The following is a 19,774-nucleotide window of genomic DNA, read 5'->3' on the forward strand; positions in this document are numbered from 1 at the left end:
GGCCGGACCCGCAATTCACGGCGCCGCCGGTCTCGGCTGACACGAGGACCTGACAGGACCTGACAAGACCTGACAGCCGTCCCGCTCATACACGGCGAGCGCGTCGGCGGTGCGGCCCGCGGCTGACAGCGCGCGCATCCGCAGGGCGGCGACTCGCTCGCTCAACGGACGCTCCACGCCCGCCGATTCAAGGTCGGCGAGGATGTCGGCGTACCGCCCCAGGCGCAGTTCCGCGTCGAAGCGGTCCTCCGCAGCGGTGGCCCGCAGATCGTCGAGGCGGCTGGCGGCCGGGCGGGCGAAGGGGGCATCCAGGACGTCCGCGAGGGCCGCGCCACGCCACAGGGCGAGGGCGTCGCCGAGTGTCGCCGAGGCCTCGCCCGGGCGGCCCGCGGCCAGTTCGCGCCTGCCCTGCCCGGCCAGCTCCTCGAAGCGGTGCGCGTCCACGGCGCCGGTGGCCACCGCGATCCGGTAGCCGCCAGCGACCGAGTCCACCGTCCCGGCACCGCGCAGGGCCCTGCGCAGCCGGGACACCAGTGCTTGCAGGGCGTTGCCCGCGTCAGCCGGTGGGTGCTCGCCCCACAGGCCGTCGACGAGCGCGTCGACGGTGACCGGACGCCCGCCTTCGAGGGCGAGCCTGGCGAGCAGCATGCGCAGCCGTACGCCGCCCAGGGCGACCGGCGTCGCGTCGTCGGCTATGACTTCGACCGGGCCGAGCAGGGAGATTCTCACGGGGCCAGGGGTCCTCAGCGCTCGTCGACGAAGAAGCTGTCGTGCTTGACGAGGAACTCGCCGAACTCCTTGCCGCCCTTCTGGGCCATCTCCGCCACCTGCTCGAAGTACTCCTCGCGCGGGGCGCCCGGCGCGAAGAGCAGGAGCATGGAGGCGGGGTCGTCGCCGTCGTTCTTGAAGGCGTGCAGGCCGCCCACCGGGACGTAGAGGAAGTCGCCAGGGCCGCCGGTGATCCAGCGGTCGCCGTCGTAGAGCTTGACCTGGCCGGACAGGACGAAGAAGGACTCGGAGATCGACTTGTGGAAGTGGGTGCTCGGTCCCGGGGACTTCGGGGCCATGTCCACCCGGTAGAGGCCGAATTCGCCACCGGTGGAGGCGTGCGTCGCGAGATAGTGCGTGCGGTTGCCGTGCGGGCTGACCAGCTCGGGCTCCTGGTCGGCCGGTCTGAACACCGCGTTGATCTCGCCGCCCTCGCCGAGATAGCGGGGCTCCGGGTAGGACATGTTCCGCTCCTTCACAGGTGCTTGATCGTGGGTGCTTGATCGTGGGTGCTGACTTTAGCCACCGTCCACCCGCCGCCCCTGTTAGTTGTGCCTGATGATTCCGGGGCGGAGTTAAGCTGGACTGCATGCTTGATACGCGGCGCATGCAGGTCCTCCGGGCAGTGGTCACCAGCGGCTCCGTGACCGCCGCGGCACGCAACCTCGGGTACACGCCCTCCGCGGTCAGCCAGCAGATGGCGGCCCTGGAGAAGGAGGCGGGCATCGCCCTCCTGGAGCGCACCGGGCGCGGGGTGCGGGCGACGGACGCCGGGCGGCTGCTCACCGAGTACGCGGTCGCGATCGGCCGGCAGATCGCCGAGGCGGAGACCGCGCTCGCCGAGCTGCGGGCGGGGCGCACGGGCCGGGTCTCGATGCGGTACTTCACGACGGCGGGCGCGCTGCTCGTCGCCCCGGCCCTTGCCGCGCTGCGGCGGGCGCAGCCGGGTGTGCAGGTCGAGTTGAAGCTGTCGGATCCCGACGATCCGATGCCCGCGGTGCGGGACCGGCAGGCCGACCTCGCTCTGGTGGTCAGGCCGGCGGGCCAACTGGGCGTGGACGGCGTCCGGTTCGAGCATCTCCTGGACGACCGCTACCACGCCGTACTCCCCATGGGGCATCCCCTCGCCTCGAAGCCCCTCCTGGAGATGACGGACCTGGCCGACGAGCCGTGGGTCGCGAGCGAGTCGCCGGGGCCCTGCCTCGACCCCATCCTCGATGCGTGCGGGGCGGCCGGTTTCAGCCCGGACTTCGTGGTGGAGAGCGGGGACTACGCCACGGCGCAGGGCTTCGTCGCCGCGGGCCTCGGCGTCAGCCTCGTCCCGGAACTCGGCCTGGACACGCCCCACTCCGGCGTGGTCGTCCGCGAGGTCCGCAATCCGGTACCGGTCCGGTCGATCTACGCGGCGGTACGGGGCCCCGCGCCCGACCGCCCGGCGGTGGGGGGCCTGCTGGATGCGCTGCGGGGGGCGGTGGCTCAGCTCGGGGTCGGCGGGACCGCCCCTTCCGGCGCGGCGTAGCACCGTACGGTGACGGTCTGCTGGAGGCTCCAGCGCTGGCGGCCCGTGCCGAGGAACTGCCAGCCCGCACGTTCGTAGAGGGCGGTCGCCGAGGTGTCGGACTCGACGACGTCCAGGACCGGGTACACCCCCAGTTCCCCGGCCTCGGCCGCGACGCGCGCCAGCAGCCGCGCCCCGATCCCGTGCCCGCGGGCCCCCGGCGCGACGAACAGCCGGCTGACCACGGCGGTCTCTTCGACGGCCACGCCTTCGCGTCCGCTCCACAGCGCGGGGGCGACGTCGTCCGCGGTACTGCGGCAGAGCGCGACGTGGCCCACGACGCGGCCTCCGAGCTCGGCGACCCACGCTCCCGTGAACGAGCTCCCGGCCAACCAGTCGGCGGGCCGGTCGGGCCAGTTGGTGGGATACCCGTCAGCCGCGTGCACCTGAGCGAGGACCTCCACGCAGACGGCGAGGTCGGCGGCTTGGCGGGGGCGGATGGAGGTGGGAGCGGAGATGCGGGTACGGGTGCGCGGGGCGGGGTCTTGGCTCACTGCGGTATGCAAGCACAGGTCAGCCTCGCCTCGGGCGGCACGGGCGGAAGCGGCGCCGCACCCGCAGGACCCGTACCCGGGCGAGGAGCACGGAGCCGCCCCGCAAGGCCCCCGCCCCCAAGCAACCCCCCGCCGAACATGGGCGCCCCGCGCCCCCCGCGCTAAGGTCGGGATCAGACAGAGCCTGCATGACATGGGGGAGGCGGCCGCGGATGGCGCCGGATGAGGCTGTGATCGGCTGTACCGGTGAACTCGTCATCGGTACACGCGGATCCGCGGGACCGGGTGAGGTCCTGGTGCGGATCCGAGGAGGTTCCGAGACGTTTCTCGCCTGGTCCGACGAACCGCTGCCGCATGGCGCCGCCGTACTCGTCATCGAGTCGCGCGGCAGCCGCCAGGTCGATGTCATCAAGTGGGCCGATCCGTTGGACGCGTTGACCGGCGACGGCGCCGGCGACGCCGGTTGAGGAGTCGATCGATGTTCGGTTACCGCGTTCCCGCCCCCGACGAGGCGATGCTGATCTCCGGCGGGAGGCGAGGACTTGGCGGCGCCCCCTTCCGGGTGGTGACGGGGCACGGCAAGTTCGTGCTGCCCATCTTCCGCAAGACCCGCTTCCTCACGCTGTCCATGTGCGAGGCGGAGGTCGCCGAGACCTGCGTGACCCGGCAGGGCATCGCCCTGACCGTGCGGGCCGTGATCGCCTTCAAGGTCGGCAACGACACGGAGAGCATCGTCAACGCGGGCCAGCGCTTCCTCTCCGACCAGGACCAGATGTCGCTCCTGACCGGCCGGATCTTCTCCGGTCATCTGCGTTCCATCATCGGCTCGATGACCGTCGAGGAGATCGTCACGGAGCGGCAGAAGCTCGCCACCGAGGTCCTCGACACGTCGAAGTCCGAGATGGCGAAGATCGGCCTGCACGTGGACTCGCTGCAGATCCAGTCGATCGACGACGGCGACACCGGCTACATCGACGCCATGTCCGCCCCGCACAAGGCCGCCATCCAGCGCCAGGCCCAGATCGCCCAGGCGCAGGCGACCCAGGCGTCGGCCGAGGCCGAGCAGGAGGCGGCGCGGAACCAGGCCGAGTACGCGCGCCAGACCGCCATCGTGCAGGCCCAGTACTCCGCCGAGATCGAGCAGGCCCAGGCCAAGGCCTCCCAGGCGGGCCCGCTCGCGGAGGCGCACGCGCAGCAGGAGGTGCTGCGCGCCCGTACGGAACTCGCCGAGCGCGCCGCCCAGTTGCGCCAGCAGCAGCTGGTCGCCGAAGTGGTCAAGCCCGCGGAGGCGGACGCCGAGCGCATCCGGGTCCTTGCCCTCGCCGAGGCCGAGCGGATGAAGATCCAGGCAGAGGCGGCGGCGTCGTACGACCGGGTCGCGCTCGACCGGATGCTGATCGACCAGTTGCCGCTGATCGTGAAGGAGGCGGCGACCGGCCTCTCCGGCGCCAACGTGAACGTCCTGAACGGCGCGGACGGGCTCGGCGAGATCGCGGCCGGTCTGGTCGGGCAGGGCCTGACGATCCTGGACTCGGTGCGCAACAACCTCGCCACGCCCGCCTCCCAGGGGCAGGGCCAGGGACGTGGGCCGGGTCAGGGTGAGCGCGAACCCGTCGACATCAAGCGGTACTTGGGCGCTCCCGCCCCCCGCGGTCAGGCGGACAGCGGAAAGGGCGACGGCCCCGTGGAGATCCAGTAGCCCCGGCGCACGGCGGCCCACCACCGGAGCAGCCGCGCGGCGGCGTCATCCCGGTGGCGGGCCACTCGCGTACGTAGGACGACGCCCCCTGCCCCGCGCACCACCGCTACCGCTACCGCCACCACCGCCCCGCACCGAACGCGAGAGCGAGAGCAGCCAGCCGATGCCGGCGAGCGAGACGAGGACGAGCCCGCCGTCGGAGAAGAGCGTGAACAGGTGCTTCTGCTGCTCGGTGGGGGTGGGGATGTAGCCCTGCGCGAAGAGCGCGGGGTCGAGCCCGGTGCTGGTGATCCTCGCGACGAGCCAGATGGCGATGCCGTGCATCGAGTCCCACAGTGCGTGCAGCAGTGAGACACCGAGATACGTGGCGATCACCGGTCCGGTGAAGCGGAACCGCCCGCCCGGCTCACGGAACTTGAGGAGCACCCCGCCCGCGATCGCGGTCCACAGGCCGTGCCCGAAGGGGGCGAGGAGCCCGCGCAGGATCTCGGTCTCCAGGAGCGAACGCAGGTCGAGGCCGCGCATCGTGACGGCGGCGTTGAAGGCGTACCCGGAACTCTCGAAGGCCGCGAAGCCGAACCCGACGGCGGCGCCGAGCACCAGACCGGCGCGCAGGCCGCGGATCTGCCGGAAGCGGCGCAGGACCAGCATCAGCGCGACCAGCTTGACGGCCTCCTCGATCAGACCGACGCCGAGGAAGATCCACAGGGAGGGGTGCAGGAGGTAGTACTCCATGACGGACGCGCCGAGCACCCCGAGCACACCGCCGACGATGAAGCAGTTGAGCAGCACGCCGAGGCCGAGGTCGCGTCCGTCCCGCTCGTAGGCCCAGAGCACGAAGACGGCCGGGACGAGGAAGCTGCCCAGGAGGATGAGGGTGGGCAGGAGGTTGGTGTTCTTCGTAGCGTAGGTGATGACGGCCGTGAGCAGCCAGAGGGCGAGGCCACCCCAGAGGCAGCGCTTCCAGAGACCGGGGCGCATCTGCGGGGCGGGGCCTCCGTCCGGGCTGTCACCGTCCGGGCCCGGGGGCCGGCTCGCCGACGTGTCCAACCTCTGAGTCATCTGACGGGATCCCCCTTCGAAGCATTCGGATCATGCGTTGACGCCCACTGTCCGTTTCGCCCGACTCTAGGTTAAATACGTCTTATGTCGCAGCCGGGGACGCTCATCCTGATCATGGCCGTCGCCGTGCTCGCGCCCCTCCTCACCCACGGCGTCAGCCGCTGGCTGCCCGTCCCCTTGGTCATCTTCGAGATCCTGCTCGGCATCCTCATCGGCCCCGACGTACTGGGGTGGGCCCACCACGACGAGGTCATCGACGTGCTCTCGGACCTCGGCCTCTCGATGCTGATCTTTCTCGCCGGGTACGAGATCCAGTTCGGCGCCGTCCGCGGGGACACCCTGCGCCGTTCGGTGTGGGCGTGGGTGGTCTCGCTGGCGCTCGGACTCGGCGTCGCGTTCGCGCTGTCCGGGGGCGCCGTCACCAAGAGCTTCGTCATCGGCACGGCCCTGACCAGCACCGCGCTCGGCACGGTGCTTCCGATCCTGCGCGACTCCGGGGACCTGCGGGGCCGCTTCGGGACGGTGATGATGGCGTTCGGCGCGGTCGGTGAGTTCGGCCCGATCATCGCGATGTCCCTGCTCCTGAGCGGCCGCTCGCCCGGCACGTCGACCGCAGTCCTCGCCGCCTTCGCCGCCGTCACGGCCGCCGCGGTCTTCTGGGCGCTGCGGCCGAGGCGTCCCTGGTTCTCGCAGGTCATCGCCAAGACCCTGCACAACAGCGGCCAGTTCGCGGTGCGCTTCGTGATGCTGCTGCTCGCCGCGATGCTGGGCCTCTCGTACGCCTTCGGCCTCGACACGCTCCTGGGCGCGTTCGCGGCGGGCCTGCTCACCCGGCTCGTGCTGCAGGGCGCGGCGCCGGAGAGCAGCGAGGTGGTCCTCGGGAAGATCGAGGCGATGGGCTTCGGCTTCCTGGTGCCGGTGTTCTTCATCGTCACCGGCATCGATTTCGACCTGGACGCCCTGCTCGGTGGCGGCCGTCCCCTCGTCCTGCTCCCCGCCTTCCTCCTCCTCTTCCTCGTCGTACGCGGCCTGCCCGTGTACTTCCTCGCCCCGCGTGACCTGGACGTACGCGACCGGCGGGCCCTCACGCTCTACTCCGCCACGGCCCTGCCGCTCGTCGTCGCGATCACCACGATCGGCCTGGCCGACAAGGCGCTGACGGCGGGTGAGGCCGCGGCGCTCGTCGGGGCGGCGATGGTCTCGGTGCTCGTCTTCCCGCTGCTGGCGCTGAGGCTGCGGGCACGCTCGCCACGCGTCCTCGACGCCACAGGGGCGGGCCCCGGCTAGGGACCCGGCCAAGGTCTCGGCCCTAGGCGAGCGCGACGAACTCCCGGTAGTCCGGGCTCCAGAGGTCCTCGGTCCCGTCCGGCAGGAGCAGCACGCGGTCGGGCCGCAGCGCGTCGATGGCCCCTTCGTCGTGCGTCACCATCACGATCGCGCCCGGATACGTGCCCACCGCGCCGAGCACCTCGTCGCGCGACGCCGGGTCGAGGTTGTTGGTCGGCTCGTCGAGGAGCAGGACGTTCGCCCCCGAGTGCACGAGCCCGGCGAGCGCGAGCCGGGTCTTCTCGCCGCCCGAGAGCACGGCGGCGGGCTTGTCGGCATCGTCCCCGCGGAACAGGAAGGACCCGAGCACGCCCCGCACCTCACCGTCCGTCAGACCGGGCGCGGCGGCAGCGAGATTTTCCCGCACCGTCATCCCGCCGTCGAGGGTGTCGTGCTCCTGCGCGAAGTAGCCGAGCCGGGCCCCGTGACCGTGCACCACCCGCCCGCTGTCCGGGAGTTCGGCCCCGGCGAGGAGGCGCAGGAGGGTGGTCTTCCCGGCGCCGTTGAACCCCAGGACGACCAGCCGGCTGCCCCGGTCGACGGCCAGATCGACGCCGCCGAGCACCCGATGGCCCCCGTACGCCTTCACCAGGCTGACCGCGCCGAGCGGCGTACGACCGCAGGGCGCGGGCTCGGGCAGCCGGATCCGCGCGACCCGCTCGCCGCGCCGCACGGGCTCGGTGTCGGCGAGCATCCGGTCGGCGCGGCGGGCCATGTTCTTCGCCGCGGTGGCGGTGGCGACGTGCGAGCGCATCTTCTCCGCCTGGCTGCGCAGCGAGGCGGCCTTCCGCTCCGCGTTGGCCCGCTCACGGCCGCGCCGCCGCTCGTCCGCCGCCCGCTGGGCGAGGTAGGTGTGCCAGCCGGTGTTGTGTACGTCGACGGCCGCGCGGCCCGGGTCGAGCGCGAAGACGCGGTTGACGGTGTCCGCGAGCAGCCCGGTGTCATGGCTGATGAGGACGAGCCCGCCGGGATAGGTCCCCAGATACCCCCGCAGCCAGCCGACCGAATCGGCGTCCAGGTGGTTGGTCGGCTCGTCGAGGAGGAGGGTGTCGTGGCGCGAGAAGAGGATGCGGGCCAGCTCGACGCGGCGCCGCTGGCCGCCGGAGAGGTGGCCCACCGGCGCGTCCATCGCGCGCTCGGGGAGCCCGAGCCCGGCGGCCACGCGAGCGGCCTCCGCCTCGGCGGCGTACCCGCCCCGCGCCTGGAACGCGTCGTCCGCGCGGGCGTAGGCGGCCATGGCCCGCTGCTGCTCCGCGCTGCTCTCGGCCCCGGCCATGGCGCTCTCGGCGCCGCGCAGGGCCTGCACCGCACGATCGAGGCCGCGGGCGGAGAGGATGCGGGCCGTGACGGTGCTGTGCGGGTCGGCGGCGGCGGGGTCCTGGGCGAGGTAGCCCACGGAGCCGGTGCGGGTGAGAGTCCCCGCGGCCGGGGCGGCCTGCCCCGCGAGGGCCTTGAGCAGGGTGGTCTTGCCGGCGCCGTTACGGCCCACGAGGCCGATGCGGTCGCCGGGGGCGATGTGGAAGGAGGCGCCGGCCAGCAGTAGCCGGGCGCCGCCGCGGACGTCGATGCGTCGGGCGGTGATCATGAGGTAACGCTCCGCAGTAGCGAATGGACACACGGGTGACGTGGAGACCGGTGTCCTGGCTAGGAGATGCGGGGCGTAGACATGCGACGAGGGTAATGGGCCGGTTCCGGTGACCGCACTCCCATTTCCCCCCAGACGCCCCTCCCGCCCTCGTGCTGGTGCGAAGGGAACCCCCACACGGGATGATCGACTCCATGGACGTCACCCTGCACCTGGCCCAGGAGCCGGAAGCCGATGAGCTCCTCGGCCGCAGTCCGCTGGCCGCGCTCGTCGGGATGCTGCTCGACCAGCAGGTTCCGATGGAGTGGGCGTTCGCGGGCCCGCATACGATCGCGCGGCGGTTGAACGCGGACGATCTCGACGCGCACGAGATCGCGGCGTACGACCCCGACGAGTTCGCCGCGCTGCTCTCCACGAAACCGGCGGTGCATCGCTATCCGGGATCGATGGCGAAGCGGATCCAGCAGCTCTGCGCCTACCTGGTGGAGCACTACGAGGGCGACCCCACCGCCCTGTGGGAGAACGCGCCCTCCGGCAAGGAACTCCTGCAGCGCCTCAACGACCTCCCCGGCTTCGGCAAGCAGAAGTCCCAGATCTTCCTGGCCCTGCTCGGCAAGCAGCTGGGCGTACGTCCTGATGGCTGGCGGGAGGCGGCGGGGGCGTACGGAGAGCCGGACGCGTACCGCTCGGTGGCGGACATCACGGGCCCCGAGTCCCTCCAAAGGGTCCGCACCCACAAACAACAACTCAAGGCAGCGGCCAAGTCCACCGGCAAGTAGCCCTCGGGCCCTCCGCATCCACCCCGGCCCCTCCCCCTCTCCCACCGCCACCCGTTCCCCGCATCAACACCGCACCGCACCCGCACCCGCGTCAGCCCCGGGCCGTGTTCGTAGCCCATGAGGGGGGATCTCGGCGTCAGGGAACAGCAAGCGGGGTTCCGTGGGGGACATGACCCCTCATGAGCCGTGCCGCGTCGCCCCGCCCCGCGTGGCTTCGCAGTGCCCTCATCCTGCTGGTCCTCCTCGGCGCGGTCCTCGCCCCCGCCGAAGCCACCCCCGCCCCCGCCCTCGCCCCACCCGCGGCCGTATCCACCGAGCCCAACGGCGAGGCCCATCAGGACACCGCCGACAGCGCACTCCGCGTCACCACGAGACGCCCCGCCCTCGGCGCCACCCCGCTCGCGCACCCCCGCGAGCCCCGCCGAAGCCGCCCCCTCCCCACCCGCGGCCTCAGCCACGTCCCCGCGCCACGTTCCGTCGTCCTCCGCTGCTGACAGGTATCGCCAACCGCGACCACCAGCAACAGCAGCAGCGAACCGAGGACAGGACAGACACCCATGCCCATCGACCCTTACGCGGCCCTGCACGCCCTCCTCCGCGCCGAAGCCGTACGCAACTCACCCAGCACCCACCCCAGCCGCAGCTCCGGCCCCAGCCCCGAGGCCGCCGCCCCGGCTCAGGTCGAAGAAGAAGACCAGGGCGCCGAGAAGAAGACCGGGCAGCACGACCGCTGACGGCACCCACCCCCAACCGGCGCAGGCGCCCCCCCCCGGCCTCAGCGTCTGCGCCGAGCCGTCCCGAACACCGACCGCGAGATCTCCCGCCCGATCTGCGTCCCCAACGACCGCGCAAGCGACTTGAAGATCCCGCTCCCCACCACCTGGTCCACCACACTCCCGGAGCCGCCCCCCTTCGCAGCGCCCTTCGCGGAACCCTTCTCCGCCGCCGCGGCGACCGCCGCAGCCGCCTCCTCCGCCTCCGCCTGACGCGCAGTCAACTTCTCGTACGCCGACTCCCGGTCGACCGCCTCCGCATACCGCCCGTACAGCAAGGACCCCTTCACCGCCCCCTCCAGCGCCCCCGCCTCCACCGGCCCCATCAACGACTCCGGCGCCCGCAACCGCGTGACGGCCACCGGCGTGGGCGCGCCCTTCTCGCTCAGTACGGTGATCACCGCCTCGCCCGTGCCGAGCGCGGTCAGCGTCTCCTCCAGGTCGTACGCCGAGTTCGGGAACGTCCGGACCGTCGCCTTCAACGCCTTCTGGTCATCCGGCGTGAACGCCCGCAACGCGTGCTGGACCCGGTTGCCCAGCTGGGCGAGGACATCGCCGGGCACGTCCTTCGGCGTCTGCGTCACGAAGAAGACGCCGACCCCCTTCGACCGGATCAGCCGCACGGTCTGGGTGATCGACTCCAGGAACGCCTTCGACGCCCCGTTGAAGAGCAGGTGCGCCTCGTCGAAGAAGAAGACGAGCTTCGGCTTCTCCACGTCGCCCACCTCGGGCAGGTCGTTGTAGAGATCCGCCAGCAGCCACATCAGGAACGTCGAGAAGAGCTGCGGTTTGTCCTGCACGGCGGGCAGTTCGAGCACCGACACGAAGCCCCGCCCGTCCGGCGCGGCCCGCAGGAACTCGCTCGTGTCGAACTCCGGCTCCCCGAAGAAGTCCCCCATGCCCCGCGCCTCGAAGGCGGTCAGCGCCCGCAGGATGACGCCCGCGGTGACCGTGGAGAGACCGCCGATCCCCTTGAGCTCGGACTTGCCCTCGTCCGACGTCAGGAACGTCACCACGGCCCGCAGGTCCTTCAGATCGACCAGTTCAAGCCCTTTTTGATCGGCGTAATGGAAGATCAGGCCGAGTGACTGCTCCTGGGTCTGATTCAGCTGGAGCACCTTCGAGAGCAGCACGGGGCCGAAGCTCGTGATCGTGGCCCGCACGGGGATACCGGTGCCGATGCCGCCCAGTGCGTAGAACTCGCTGGGGAAGCCCGTCGCCTCCCACGTCTGGCCGACCTCCCGCGCCCGCTCGGCGACCTTCTCGCCGCTCTCCCCCGGCACCGAGATCCCGGAGACGTCCCCCTTGATGTCCGCGAGGAACACCGGCACGCCCTGCGCGGCCAGTTGCTCGGCGATGAGCTGGAGGGTCTTCGTCTTGCCCGTACCGGTCGCCCCCGCGACGAGCCCGTGCCGGTTGAGCATGGCCAGCGGAATGCGGATCTGGGCGTCGGGCAGACACTGCCCGTCCCACAGGAGCGCCCCGAGGTCCAGCGCGGGCCCCGCGAAGGCATACCCGGAGACGATCTCCATCGCCTCCTGAGGCAGCGCCCCCTGAGACGGCGCCTCACCGGAACCCTCCCCTCCGGTCGTCACCCCCGCGACCGGCGAAGACTCGTTAGAGGGTTTCGCGCCCTCCGTCGTGGACGGCATCGGCTGGCTGTCGCTCACTTCTGCCCCTGTTCCCGGCGTGGCCGTACCCGTTTTGCCCCGCTTTCCGGCGTCATTTCCCAGAGTCGCACTCCGTCTCCATGGCTGCGCCCGGAGAGCCTTGCCCGGTAGGCTTTCCGTGTGATCTTCAAGCGCATCGGAAACGGCCGGCCGTACCCCGACCACGGCCGGGAAAGCACCCGGCAGTGGGCGGACGTCGCGCCGCGCCCGGTCCGCCTCGATCAGCTCGTGACGACCAAGGGTCAGTTGGACCTAGAGACGCTCCTCGCGGAGGACTCGACGTTCTACGGCGACCTCTTCGCGCACGTGGTGAAGTGGCAGGGCGACCTCTACCTGGAAGACGGACTGCACCGCGCGGTCCGTGCCGCGCTCCAGCAGCGCCAGGTACTGCACGCCCGCGTCCTCGAACTGGGCTGACAGCGGCCATCGCCCTCATCGACCGTTCAGCCATTGACCCTTTCGGGTTGGACTGAGCCCAAGTCAATGATCATTTAGTAGGCATCACGGCGTCGTCGCACTACGCTGCGCCCATGAGCATGCTCACTCCCCCCGGCATGGGCGGCAAGTACCGCATCACGGGGGCCAAATATCCGCGTATGCGCCGACCCCGTGGCCGCCGCAGGATCGTGCTCGCGGTGGTCGCGTCCGTCGTGGCGGCCGGCCTGATCGGCTGGGGAACACTGCAGCTCATCGACGTCTTCACGGGCGGCGACAAGGCCACGGCGGCAAGCGCCCGCAGCGACTGCAAGCCCAAGCAGGGCCCCTCGGCCGAGCCGCCCGCCCCCAAGGCGCTCCCCAAGCCGGGCCAGATCAAGGTCAACGTCTACAACGCCACGCCCCGCTCCGGCCTCGCCAAGGACGTCGCGGGCGAGCTGAAGAAGCGCGGCTTCACCATCGGCAAGGTGGACAACGCTCCGAAGGAGTACGACAAAAAGGTCAAGGGAACCGGCATGCTGCTCGGCGCCAAGTCCGCCACGGACACCGCCCTGCCGGTCCTCGGCACGCAGCTCGCGGGCACCGAGAGCCGCACGGACGCCCGTAAGAGCGGCGAGGTGGACCTCATCCTGGGCGCGAAGTTCAAGGATCTGGCAAAGAAAGAGGACGCCGACAAGGCTCTGGCGGTACTCGCCAAACCCAAGCCGACGTCCTCGACGTCCAACGGCCAGAAAGACTGCTGAGCGCTACTCCGCGGTCCCGTACATCCGGTCACCGGCGTCGCCGAGGCCCGGCACGATGTAGCCGTTCTCGTTCAGCCGCTCGTCGACCGAAGCCGTCACGACCGTCACCGGCGTGCCCGCCAGCTCGCGCTCCATGACCTCGACGCCCTCGGGCGCGGCGAGGAGCACCACGGCGGTGACGTCGTCCGCGCCGCGCTTGATCAGTTCCTGGATGGCCGCGACGAGCGTGCCGCCGGTGGCCAGCATCGGGTCGAGGACGTACACCTGGCGCCCGGAGAGGTCCTCCGGCATGCGGGTCGCGTACGTCGACGCCTGCAGGGTCTCCTCGTCGCGGATCATCCCGAGGAAACCCACCTCGGCGGTCGGCAGGAGCCGCACCATGCCGTCCAGCATGCCGAGCCCGGCGCGCAGGATCGGCACGACCAGGGGGCGCGGGTAGGACAGCTTGACGCCGGTCGTCGGGGTGACCGGGGTCTCGATGTCGACCTGCTCGGTGCGCACGTCCCGGGTGGCCTCGTACGCGAGCAGGGTGACCAGCTCGTCGGCGAGGCGCCGGAAGGTCGGAGAGTCGGTGCGCTTGTCGCGCAGCGTGGTGAGTTTGTGCGCCACCAGCGGGTGGTCGACGACGTGGATACGCATGCGTCAACGGTAACCGCGCCCGGGACCACCCGGTCTCCCCCGTTACGGCCACCTCCGCCACCTCCCCGGAACTTCCGCGCTCGCATCAAACCCGCCGTACGGGGGAAAGTGGACGTACGACCTGGGGTGGTGTTGCCCATGCCGGACAGAGAGCCCGGCGGCCGAGAGCCGGACCGCGAGACCGAAGCCGAGCGCCGGCGCCGACGCGCCCAGTTCCTGCGCGAACGCGCCGAGGCCATCGAGCTCCGGGACCGTGTGAAGCCGCGCCGCGCCCGGGCGGCACGCATGCGTCAGCAGATGCGTATGCGCACGTTCCGCTGGTAGCGGCCACCTCTCAGGCAGGCATCCGGGAGCCGTCCGGGAAACGCGACGCGGACACAGCGGGCGGAAGACCTCTCCTCCGGCCGCGGTTTCTGCCACGATTCCGAGTGGGCGGGGCTTGGAACAGCAACTCCCCCGCTCCCCGAACTCGCCGGGGGGACACCCAAACCGTCAACCGGCACTGTCTATGACCAGTGGGAGAGTCACGGTGTACTTCGCCGCACTGCTCGCGCGCACCGAAGACGGGTGGGAAGCGAGCGACACGGAGCTCGACGATGTGGAGACCCTGTCGGATCTGACCGACCTGGCCCGCGAGGCCACGGCCGACAGCACTGAGGACGACACCGTCCTCGTCTTCATCGAACAGGAGGGCGCCTGGTTCGGCGTCGTCCGCGTCGACGGTGAGGAGGACCCTCGTATCTACGTCTCGGACGCGGCCGCGGCCGCCCGGAGTTCGTACGGCGAGATCCTGCTCACCGACGAGATGCTCGGCCGTGAGCCGGGCACCGACGATCCGGGTGTCGATCTGGACGCCCTCGACCTGGACGGCACGGAGGACGGCGAACCCGCCGGCTCCGACGCCGTCCCCGATACGGCCGACGACGAGGAGACGGGGGAAGCCTCGGGCGAAGCGTTGCCCGCGGGGCCCCTCGGCGACTCGGAGCTCATGATCGACCTCGGCGTGCCCGAGAAGGAGCTGCTCGGCCTTGAGCCCGGTGACGCGCTCAGTGACATCGCCGAGATCCTCGGGGCGGCGGAGGTGCTCGAGGCCGTCCGCTAGGTTCCCCGTGTGAGCGACCGGAACGACGACCACCACCACCTCAACGAACCAGCACCAGCACCACCCGATCCCGTACGCGACCGCTGGCGGGCCGCCATGCGGCTCGCCCTGGCCGAGGCCGAACTGGCCGTCCAGGGCGGCGACGTGCCCGTCGGCGCCGTCGTGCTGTCCCCGGACGGCACGACGGTGCTCGCGGCGGGCCACAACGAACGCGAGGCGACCGGCGACCCGACGGCGCACGCGGAGGTGCTCGCCCTGCGGCGGGCCGCGGCCGTGCTCGGGGAGTGGCGGCTGACCGGCTGCACGCTGGTGGTGACCCTGGAGCCCTGCACGATGTGTGCGGGCGCGCTCGTCCAGTCCCGGGTCGACCGGGTCGTCTACGGAGCGCGGGACGAGAAGGCGGGGGCCACTGGCTCCGTATGGGACGTCGTGCGCGACAGAAGGCTCAACCACCGCCCCGAAGTCATCGGGGGCGTCCTCGCTGAAGAGACCGCCGGACTGCTCACCCGCTTCTTCCGCGGGCGTTGAGAAGCCCTCCGAAGGCCCTCCGAAGAACGGATTTCTGACCACGGCCTTCTTTGGGCTAGAGTTCCTCTCGGTAGCGTGTCCGAGCGGCCGAAGGAGCTCGCCTCGAAAGCGAGTGTGGGGAAACTCACCGTGGGTTCAAATCCCACCGCTACCGCTCTTGATACGAAGGCCCCGTCCGCGAGGACGGGGCCTTCGTCGTTCCCGGGCCGGGCCGAAAGGGCTGCGCAGGCGAGTGCACCCGAGCGCACGCGAGAGAGCCCCGGCGCCGTGAAAGCACCGGGGCTCCGTCCCGATTGGACGGGGGGAACGGCATCGGGGGGACAAGCCGCTCCCCCCGATGAGGACTGGAACCCCCGGTCCGCGCCGTCATACGGGGGGAAGCCGACGGCGCGTGACCCCGCAGTGGGGCCAGTCCCTTGCCCGCGGATTCCTGCCAGATCCGCTGGGGCACATCACCAATCCTGCGCCTCGCGCCACTCGGAACGGCGCGGCAAAGGGCCTCTGCTGCCGGGCCGTTGGTCCTTAAAGACCTTGTGAGCACCGGCCGGGTTAGACTCACCGCCGTCACAGGGGCCACAGACGCAGCGGGTAAGGGGAGGCCGAGAGCATGGCGGTGCAGTGGAAAAAGATCGGGCTCTTCGCCCTCGTGGTCTTCATGCTCTACGTGATCATCACTGACCCCGCCAAGGCCGCGGACTACGTCCAGATAGGCTTCGAGGCGGTTTCCGACGCCGCTCGGAGCATCGGCGACTTCATGACGTGGGTCGCCAACGGGGGCAAGGACTGAGCGGCGTCGCCCGCCGTCCTCACCCTCCTCTCCCCGCTTCACAGGAGTGCGCATGATCCGCCATCTGGTCCTCTTCAAGCTCAACGACGGTGTGGAGCGCGACGAGCCGCGCGTCGTCGAGGGCGTCAAGGCCTTCCGCACGCTCGGCGGACAGATCCCGGAGCTCACGTTCTGGGAGTGCGACTGGAACATCACCGACCGGGCCATCGCGTACGACTTCGCCATCAACTCGGCGGTCGAGGACACCGATGCGCTGAAGCGGTACATCGAGCACCCCGCCCACCAGGCGGGCGTCGCCCTGTGGCGGGAGTTCGCCACGTGGGTGATCGCCGACTACGAGTTCTGAGCCACCCGGCTCAGCCGCCGACCACCCCGCGCAAAGCGGCCCCTCACCGGAACGGTGAGGGGCTTTTCTGCGTCTTATGGCCCAACTTGCCCCTCAACACGTAGTTATCGGGTGCTTGCACACAGTGCACATGTCTTGTGATGCTATGACCGCTTTTGACGGATGAGTTGACCAGGGTCGGCTGATCTTGACTGAGCTCGACAGGACTTGACTGGGCTTGACCGAGAAGGGGTGGCGTTGACCGTGCCGGCCAGTACTGCGCCCGAAGCACCACCCGTGACCCCACAGGCGAGCAGCCCCGGCCCACCGAGCGCGCCGGGACTCCTGGACACACGCGACACACACGACACCCGCGACCCGCAGGACACCCACCCCGCCCCGCGCACTCCCAGCAGCAGGGGCGCCGACACCCGGGCCCTGACGCAGGTGCTCTTCGGCGAGCTCAAGGAGCTCGAACCGGGCAGCCCCGAGCACGGCCGCGTCCGCGGTGCGCTCATCGAGGCCAACCTGCCGCTGGTGCGGTACGCCGCCGCCCGCTTCCGCAGCCGCAACGAGCCGATGGAGGACGTCGTCCAGGTCGGCACGATCGGCCTGATCAACGCCATCGACCGCTTCGACCCCGAGCGCGGCGTGCAGTTCCCGACCTTCGCGATGCCCACCGTGGTCGGCGAGATCAAGCGGTACTTCCGCGACAACGTACGAACGGTCCATGTGCCGCGCCGTCTTCACGAGCTCTGGGTGCAGGTGACCGGGGCGACCGAGGACCTCACCACCACGCACGGGCGCTCACCCACGACCGCGGAGATCGCCGAGCGGCTGCGGATCACCGAGGAGGAGGTCCTGGCCTGTATCGAGGCCGGACGTTCTTACCACGCGACGTCGTTGGAGGCGGCTCAGGAGGGCGACGGGCTGCCCGGCCTGCTCGACCGGCTCGGCTATGAGGACCCGGCACTCGACGGCGTCGAGCACCGCGATCTCGTCCGCCATCTCCTCGTGCAACTGCCCGAGCGCGAACAGCGGATCCTGCTGCTGCGCTACTACAGCAATCTGACGCAATCACAGATCAGCGCCGAATTGGGCGTTTCTCAGATGCATGTGTCAAGACTGCTGGCCAGAAGCTTCGCGCGACTTCGATCCGCAAATCGTATCGAGGCGTAACCGTATCGAGTGGACTGCCCTGACGGCGGTTCCCGACGATCTCGCGGGCAGAAATGCCTCAGACCCCCTCTTTCCTGCATCGATGTCACCCTTCTTTGTCGACATGTAACTACAGCGTGTTGCCGACATGTGACATTCTGCTGGAACCGCGTTTGCCGCAGTCCCACGTCCGGTATTCAGGTGGAGGCTGCGTTCCTCCGACGGGAGCGTCCGCCGTGACCGTCCGCGACCTCAAGGGGGTGGCATGTCCGCAGACCAGGGCAGCTCGAAGGTGCTCACGCTCACGAAGAGCGAATCAGCGCCCGACGCGCTTGTGAGTCCAGTAGTTTCCGGGGCTTCCGGAGCCATCGACACCCGCACCCTGTCCCGCTCCCTGTTCCTGCGGCTCGCCGCACTCGACCAGGACAGCCCGGAGCGTGTCTATGTGAGAGACACGCTGATCGAGCTCAACCTCCCCCTCGTCCGGTACGCGGCGGCGCGCTTCCGCAGCCGTAACGAACCGATGGAGGACATCGTCCAGGTCGGCACGATCGGCCTGATCAAGGCGATCGACCGCTTCGACTGCGAACGGGGCGTGGAATTCCCGACGTTCGCGATGCCGACGGTCGTCGGTGAGATCAAGCGCTTCTTCCGCGACACGAGTTGGTCGGTGCGCGTCCCGCGCCGCCTCCAGGAGCTGCGGCTCGCGCTGACGAAGACGAGCGACGAGCTGGCGCAGAGGCTGGACCGCTCGCCGACCGTGCCCGAACTCGCCAAGGCGCTCGGGGTGTCCGAGGAGGACGTGGTCGACGGCCTGGCCGTCGGGAACGCGTACACGGCCTCGTCACTGGACTCACCGGCCCCCGAGGACGACGGCGGCGAGGGCTCCCTCGCGGACCGCCTGGGGTACGAGGACAGCGCCCTGGAGGGCGTCGAGTACCGCGAGTCCCTCAAGCCGCTGCTCGCCAAGCTGCCGCCGCGCGAGCGCCGCATCATCATGCTGCGCTTCTTCGCCAACATGACGCAGTCGCAGATCGGCGAGGAGGTCGGCATCTCACAGATGCACGTCTCGCGCCTGCTGACGCGGACGCTTTCGCAGCTTCGCGAGGGGCTCATCGCCGACTGATCCGGGCTCTGCCCGGCTTCAACAGGGCGCGGAGTGACCGGTGTTGCTGACGGTGTTCCTAATTGACGACCCGTCAGCCACACTGGCGCGATGCGACGTGGCATGCGAAACGTACTGGGCGCCTCCACGGCGGTCCTGTGTCTGGGCGGCCTGCTGGCCGCGTGCGGCAGCGAGGACGGCGACGGCTATGTGGCCACCGGCCCGGCCGCCGCGAGGCCTGAGCGGGCGCCCGGCAAGGGAGTTGCACCCACCGGCGACGTGGAGCTCGTACCGCTGGACGGGAGCGGGGAGCCGGCCGACGCCAAGGGTGACGGCGGCGGCTCCGATTCCGCGGAGCCCGGCTCCGACGGCTCCGACGGCAAGTCCCCTGGCGGCAAGGCCGGTTCGGGTTCCTCGGACACCCCGGTCGGCGGCGATCCCTCGACCGACGCCGCCAAGCCCGGCCGTACGGCGGGAAGTTCCGACGGCGGCACCGGCGGTTCGGGAGGAAGTTCGGGAGGCAGCTCCGGAGGCGGCTCCACAGGGCCCTCCGAGGGCGGGGCGAGCGGCACCCCCTCCGCGCCCGGCGGCGGTACGAGCACGCAGCCGAGCGGTCCCGCGAAGCTCGGCGTCGGCGAACCGCGGCGCAAGCCCGCCGCCGACCGCTGGTGCGAGAAAGTGACCGTCTCCTTCCGCAACACCGGTGGATCACCGGTGCGCTCGGGCACGGTCACCTTCGGCACGCACGTCATCGGCGCCCTCGGCGTGGACTGGGCGACGGTCGAGTCCACCCAGAAGCTGCCCGCCCCCATCGACGCGGGGAAGGCCGTGCAGAAGACCTGGACCGTATGCGTCGAGGCGTGGCGGGTGCCGCTGGGGATGCATGTGGAGACGCGGGACGTCTCCGTGAAGTGGAAGTAGGGGTTCTCTGACGCGCCCGCGCCAGGGATTCCCTGACGCGTCCGCGTCCGCGCCCCCGGCGGGGCGGCCGGGAGGCTACTTGAACGCCAGCCAGGCCACCCCCGCCACCACCACGATCGCGAGTACGACGCCGATGATCAGGCCGATGCGCGGGCCCGCGGGCGCCGCCGCCGGCTGCTGGGCTCGGCCCTGGGGGGACTCGTCGACGAACGCGCGGAACATCTGCGTGCTGCCGGCGGGGTCGGGGTTCTGGGGGCCCTGGGGGTTGTGTGCCATAGCGCAGGACCCTAGCGAACCATCGGGGGTCGGCCCAACCC

The 19,774-nt window shown here is 70.8% G+C and carries 25 protein-coding genes and 1 tRNA gene; 18 read left to right on the forward strand and 8 right to left on the reverse strand.

Features of this window, described 5'->3' with window-relative positions; translation table 11 throughout:
- Positions 1 to 15 precede the first annotated feature (15 nt).
- On the reverse strand, positions 16 to 729 hold the full coding sequence (locus AB0E78_RS05470; RefSeq protein WP_361828695.1) for an AfsR/SARP family transcriptional regulator: 714 nt from the start codon (positions 727 to 729) through the stop codon (positions 16 to 18).
- Positions 730 to 743: 14 nt separating this feature from the next.
- A complete protein-coding gene (locus AB0E78_RS05475; protein ID WP_361828697.1) occupies positions 744 to 1,232 on the reverse strand; it encodes a cupin domain-containing protein in 489 nt (162 codons plus the stop codon).
- Positions 1,233 to 1,357: 125 nt separating this feature from the next.
- Between AB0E78_RS05475 and AB0E78_RS05480 the strand changes: the two genes are divergently transcribed.
- On the forward strand, positions 1,358 to 2,287 hold the full coding sequence (locus AB0E78_RS05480) for a LysR family transcriptional regulator (RefSeq protein ID WP_361828698.1): 930 nt from the start codon (positions 1,358 to 1,360) through the stop codon (positions 2,285 to 2,287).
- Here AB0E78_RS05480 and AB0E78_RS05485 read toward each other — a convergent pair.
- Positions 2,245 to 2,820, reverse strand: a complete 576-nt coding sequence (locus AB0E78_RS05485) for a GNAT family N-acetyltransferase (RefSeq protein ID WP_361828700.1) — start codon at positions 2,818 to 2,820, stop codon at positions 2,245 to 2,247. The genes AB0E78_RS05480 and AB0E78_RS05485 overlap by 43 nt on opposite strands.
- A gap of 212 nt (positions 2,821 to 3,032) precedes the next feature.
- On the opposite strand from AB0E78_RS05485, the gene AB0E78_RS05490 reads away from it, so the two are divergent.
- Both AB0E78_RS05490 and AB0E78_RS05495 read left to right on the forward strand, forming a co-directional pair.
- A complete protein-coding gene (locus AB0E78_RS05490; RefSeq protein ID WP_361828701.1) occupies positions 3,033 to 3,287 on the forward strand; it encodes a hypothetical protein in 255 nt (84 codons plus the stop codon).
- Positions 3,288 to 3,298: 11 nt separating this feature from the next.
- Positions 3,299 to 4,519 (forward strand): SPFH domain-containing protein, encoded by a 1,221-nt coding sequence (locus AB0E78_RS05495; protein WP_361828702.1) that lies wholly within the window; start codon positions 3,299 to 3,301, stop codon positions 4,517 to 4,519.
- 45 nt (positions 4,520 to 4,564) lie between these two features.
- Here the strand turns inward: AB0E78_RS05495 and AB0E78_RS05500 are convergent, their stop codons facing one another.
- Complete coding sequence (locus AB0E78_RS05500) at positions 4,565 to 5,500, reverse strand: PrsW family intramembrane metalloprotease (RefSeq protein ID WP_361829509.1); 936 nt, start codon at positions 5,498 to 5,500, stop codon at positions 4,565 to 4,567.
- Between the two features lie 165 nt (positions 5,501 to 5,665).
- Between AB0E78_RS05500 and AB0E78_RS05505 the strand changes: the two genes are divergently transcribed.
- The gene (locus AB0E78_RS05505; protein WP_361828704.1) at positions 5,666 to 6,868 is read left to right on the forward strand and encodes a cation:proton antiporter; all 1,203 of its coding nucleotides are present in this window, start codon (positions 5,666 to 5,668) and stop codon (positions 6,866 to 6,868) included.
- A 22-nt stretch (positions 6,869 to 6,890) separates the two neighbouring features.
- On the opposite strand, the gene AB0E78_RS05510 is transcribed toward AB0E78_RS05505, so the two are convergent.
- The gene (locus AB0E78_RS05510) at positions 6,891 to 8,492 is read right to left on the reverse strand and encodes an ABC-F family ATP-binding cassette domain-containing protein (protein ID WP_361828705.1); all 1,602 of its coding nucleotides are present in this window, start codon (positions 8,490 to 8,492) and stop codon (positions 6,891 to 6,893) included.
- A gap of 194 nt (positions 8,493 to 8,686) precedes the next feature.
- Here AB0E78_RS05510 and AB0E78_RS05515 point away from each other — a divergent pair, with 194 nt between their 5' ends.
- The 3 genes from AB0E78_RS05515 to AB0E78_RS05525 all read left to right on the forward strand — a co-directional run bounded on the left by AB0E78_RS05515 (position 8,687) and on the right by AB0E78_RS05525 (position 10,005).
- Positions 8,687 to 9,271: an HhH-GPD-type base excision DNA repair protein gene (locus AB0E78_RS05515; protein WP_361828707.1), complete on the forward strand. Its 585-nt coding sequence runs from the start codon at positions 8,687 to 8,689 to the stop codon at positions 9,269 to 9,271.
- 179 nt (positions 9,272 to 9,450) lie between these two features.
- The gene (locus AB0E78_RS05520; protein ID WP_361828708.1) at positions 9,451 to 9,765 is read left to right on the forward strand and encodes a hypothetical protein; all 315 of its coding nucleotides are present in this window, start codon (positions 9,451 to 9,453) and stop codon (positions 9,763 to 9,765) included.
- 63 nt (positions 9,766 to 9,828) lie between these two features.
- Positions 9,829 to 10,005: a hypothetical protein gene (locus AB0E78_RS05525; RefSeq protein WP_361828709.1), complete on the forward strand. Its 177-nt coding sequence runs from the start codon at positions 9,829 to 9,831 to the stop codon at positions 10,003 to 10,005.
- A 41-nt stretch (positions 10,006 to 10,046) separates the two neighbouring features.
- On the opposite strand, the gene AB0E78_RS05530 is transcribed toward AB0E78_RS05525, so the two are convergent.
- Positions 10,047 to 11,576, reverse strand: a complete 1,530-nt coding sequence (locus AB0E78_RS05530) for a helicase HerA-like domain-containing protein (protein ID WP_361828710.1) — start codon at positions 11,574 to 11,576, stop codon at positions 10,047 to 10,049.
- Between the two features lie 258 nt (positions 11,577 to 11,834).
- Here AB0E78_RS05530 and AB0E78_RS05535 point away from each other — a divergent pair, with 258 nt between their 5' ends.
- Positions 11,835 to 12,131, forward strand: a complete 297-nt coding sequence (locus tag AB0E78_RS05535; protein WP_003955420.1) for a type II toxin-antitoxin system VapB family antitoxin — start codon at positions 11,835 to 11,837, stop codon at positions 12,129 to 12,131.
- A 113-nt stretch (positions 12,132 to 12,244) separates the two neighbouring features.
- Positions 12,245 to 12,892 (forward strand): LytR C-terminal domain-containing protein, encoded by a 648-nt coding sequence (locus AB0E78_RS05540; protein ID WP_361828711.1) that lies wholly within the window; start codon positions 12,245 to 12,247, stop codon positions 12,890 to 12,892.
- Positions 12,893 to 12,895: 3 nt separating this feature from the next.
- Here the strand turns inward: AB0E78_RS05540 and upp are convergent, their stop codons facing one another.
- Positions 12,896 to 13,531 carry a uracil phosphoribosyltransferase gene (gene upp, locus AB0E78_RS05545; protein WP_135331553.1) on the reverse strand — a complete coding sequence of 212 codons (636 nt, stop codon included), beginning with the start codon at positions 13,529 to 13,531 and terminating at the stop codon, positions 12,896 to 12,898.
- 138 nt (positions 13,532 to 13,669) lie between these two features.
- On the opposite strand from upp, the gene AB0E78_RS05550 reads away from it, so the two are divergent.
- The 9 genes from AB0E78_RS05550 (at position 13,670) to AB0E78_RS05590 (ending at position 19,457) form a co-directional block, all read left to right on the forward strand.
- Entirely contained in the window at positions 13,670 to 13,855 is a 186-nt protein-coding gene (locus AB0E78_RS05550; protein WP_361828712.1) for a hypothetical protein, read from the forward strand.
- A 205-nt stretch (positions 13,856 to 14,060) separates the two neighbouring features.
- Positions 14,061 to 14,633 carry a hypothetical protein gene (locus tag AB0E78_RS05555; protein WP_361829511.1) on the forward strand — a complete coding sequence of 191 codons (573 nt, stop codon included), beginning with the start codon at positions 14,061 to 14,063 and terminating at the stop codon, positions 14,631 to 14,633.
- A gap of 96 nt (positions 14,634 to 14,729) precedes the next feature.
- On the forward strand, positions 14,730 to 15,161 hold the full coding sequence (gene tadA, locus AB0E78_RS05560; RefSeq protein ID WP_361829513.1) for a tRNA adenosine(34) deaminase TadA: 432 nt from the start codon (positions 14,730 to 14,732) through the stop codon (positions 15,159 to 15,161).
- Positions 15,162 to 15,230: 69 nt separating this feature from the next.
- Positions 15,231 to 15,315: transfer RNA gene (locus tag AB0E78_RS05565), tRNA-Ser, on the forward strand.
- A 453-nt stretch (positions 15,316 to 15,768) separates the two neighbouring features.
- A complete protein-coding gene (locus AB0E78_RS05570) occupies positions 15,769 to 15,948 on the forward strand; it encodes a hypothetical protein (RefSeq protein WP_190082868.1) in 180 nt (59 codons plus the stop codon).
- 52 nt (positions 15,949 to 16,000) lie between these two features.
- Positions 16,001 to 16,294, forward strand: a complete 294-nt coding sequence (locus AB0E78_RS05575; RefSeq protein WP_361828714.1) for a Dabb family protein — start codon at positions 16,001 to 16,003, stop codon at positions 16,292 to 16,294.
- 243 nt (positions 16,295 to 16,537) lie between these two features.
- Complete coding sequence (locus AB0E78_RS05580; RefSeq protein ID WP_361828715.1) at positions 16,538 to 17,452, forward strand: RNA polymerase sigma factor SigF; 915 nt, start codon at positions 16,538 to 16,540, stop codon at positions 17,450 to 17,452.
- Between the two features lie 244 nt (positions 17,453 to 17,696).
- Positions 17,697 to 18,557, forward strand: a complete 861-nt coding sequence (locus tag AB0E78_RS05585; RefSeq protein ID WP_361828716.1) for an RNA polymerase sigma factor SigF — start codon at positions 17,697 to 17,699, stop codon at positions 18,555 to 18,557.
- A 90-nt stretch (positions 18,558 to 18,647) separates the two neighbouring features.
- A complete protein-coding gene (locus tag AB0E78_RS05590; protein WP_361828717.1) occupies positions 18,648 to 19,457 on the forward strand; it encodes a hypothetical protein in 810 nt (269 codons plus the stop codon).
- Between the two features lie 75 nt (positions 19,458 to 19,532).
- Here AB0E78_RS05590 and AB0E78_RS05595 read toward each other — a convergent pair whose 3' ends face one another.
- Positions 19,533 to 19,733, reverse strand: coding sequence for a hypothetical protein (locus AB0E78_RS05595; RefSeq protein WP_361828718.1), 201 nt, complete (start codon positions 19,731 to 19,733; stop codon positions 19,533 to 19,535).
- Between the last annotated feature and the right edge of the window lie 41 nt (positions 19,734 to 19,774).

Origin of the sequence: Streptomyces sp. NPDC032198 (genome assembly GCF_040636975.1) — a bacterium.
GTDB lineage: Bacteria > Actinomycetota > Actinomycetes > Streptomycetales > Streptomycetaceae > Streptomyces.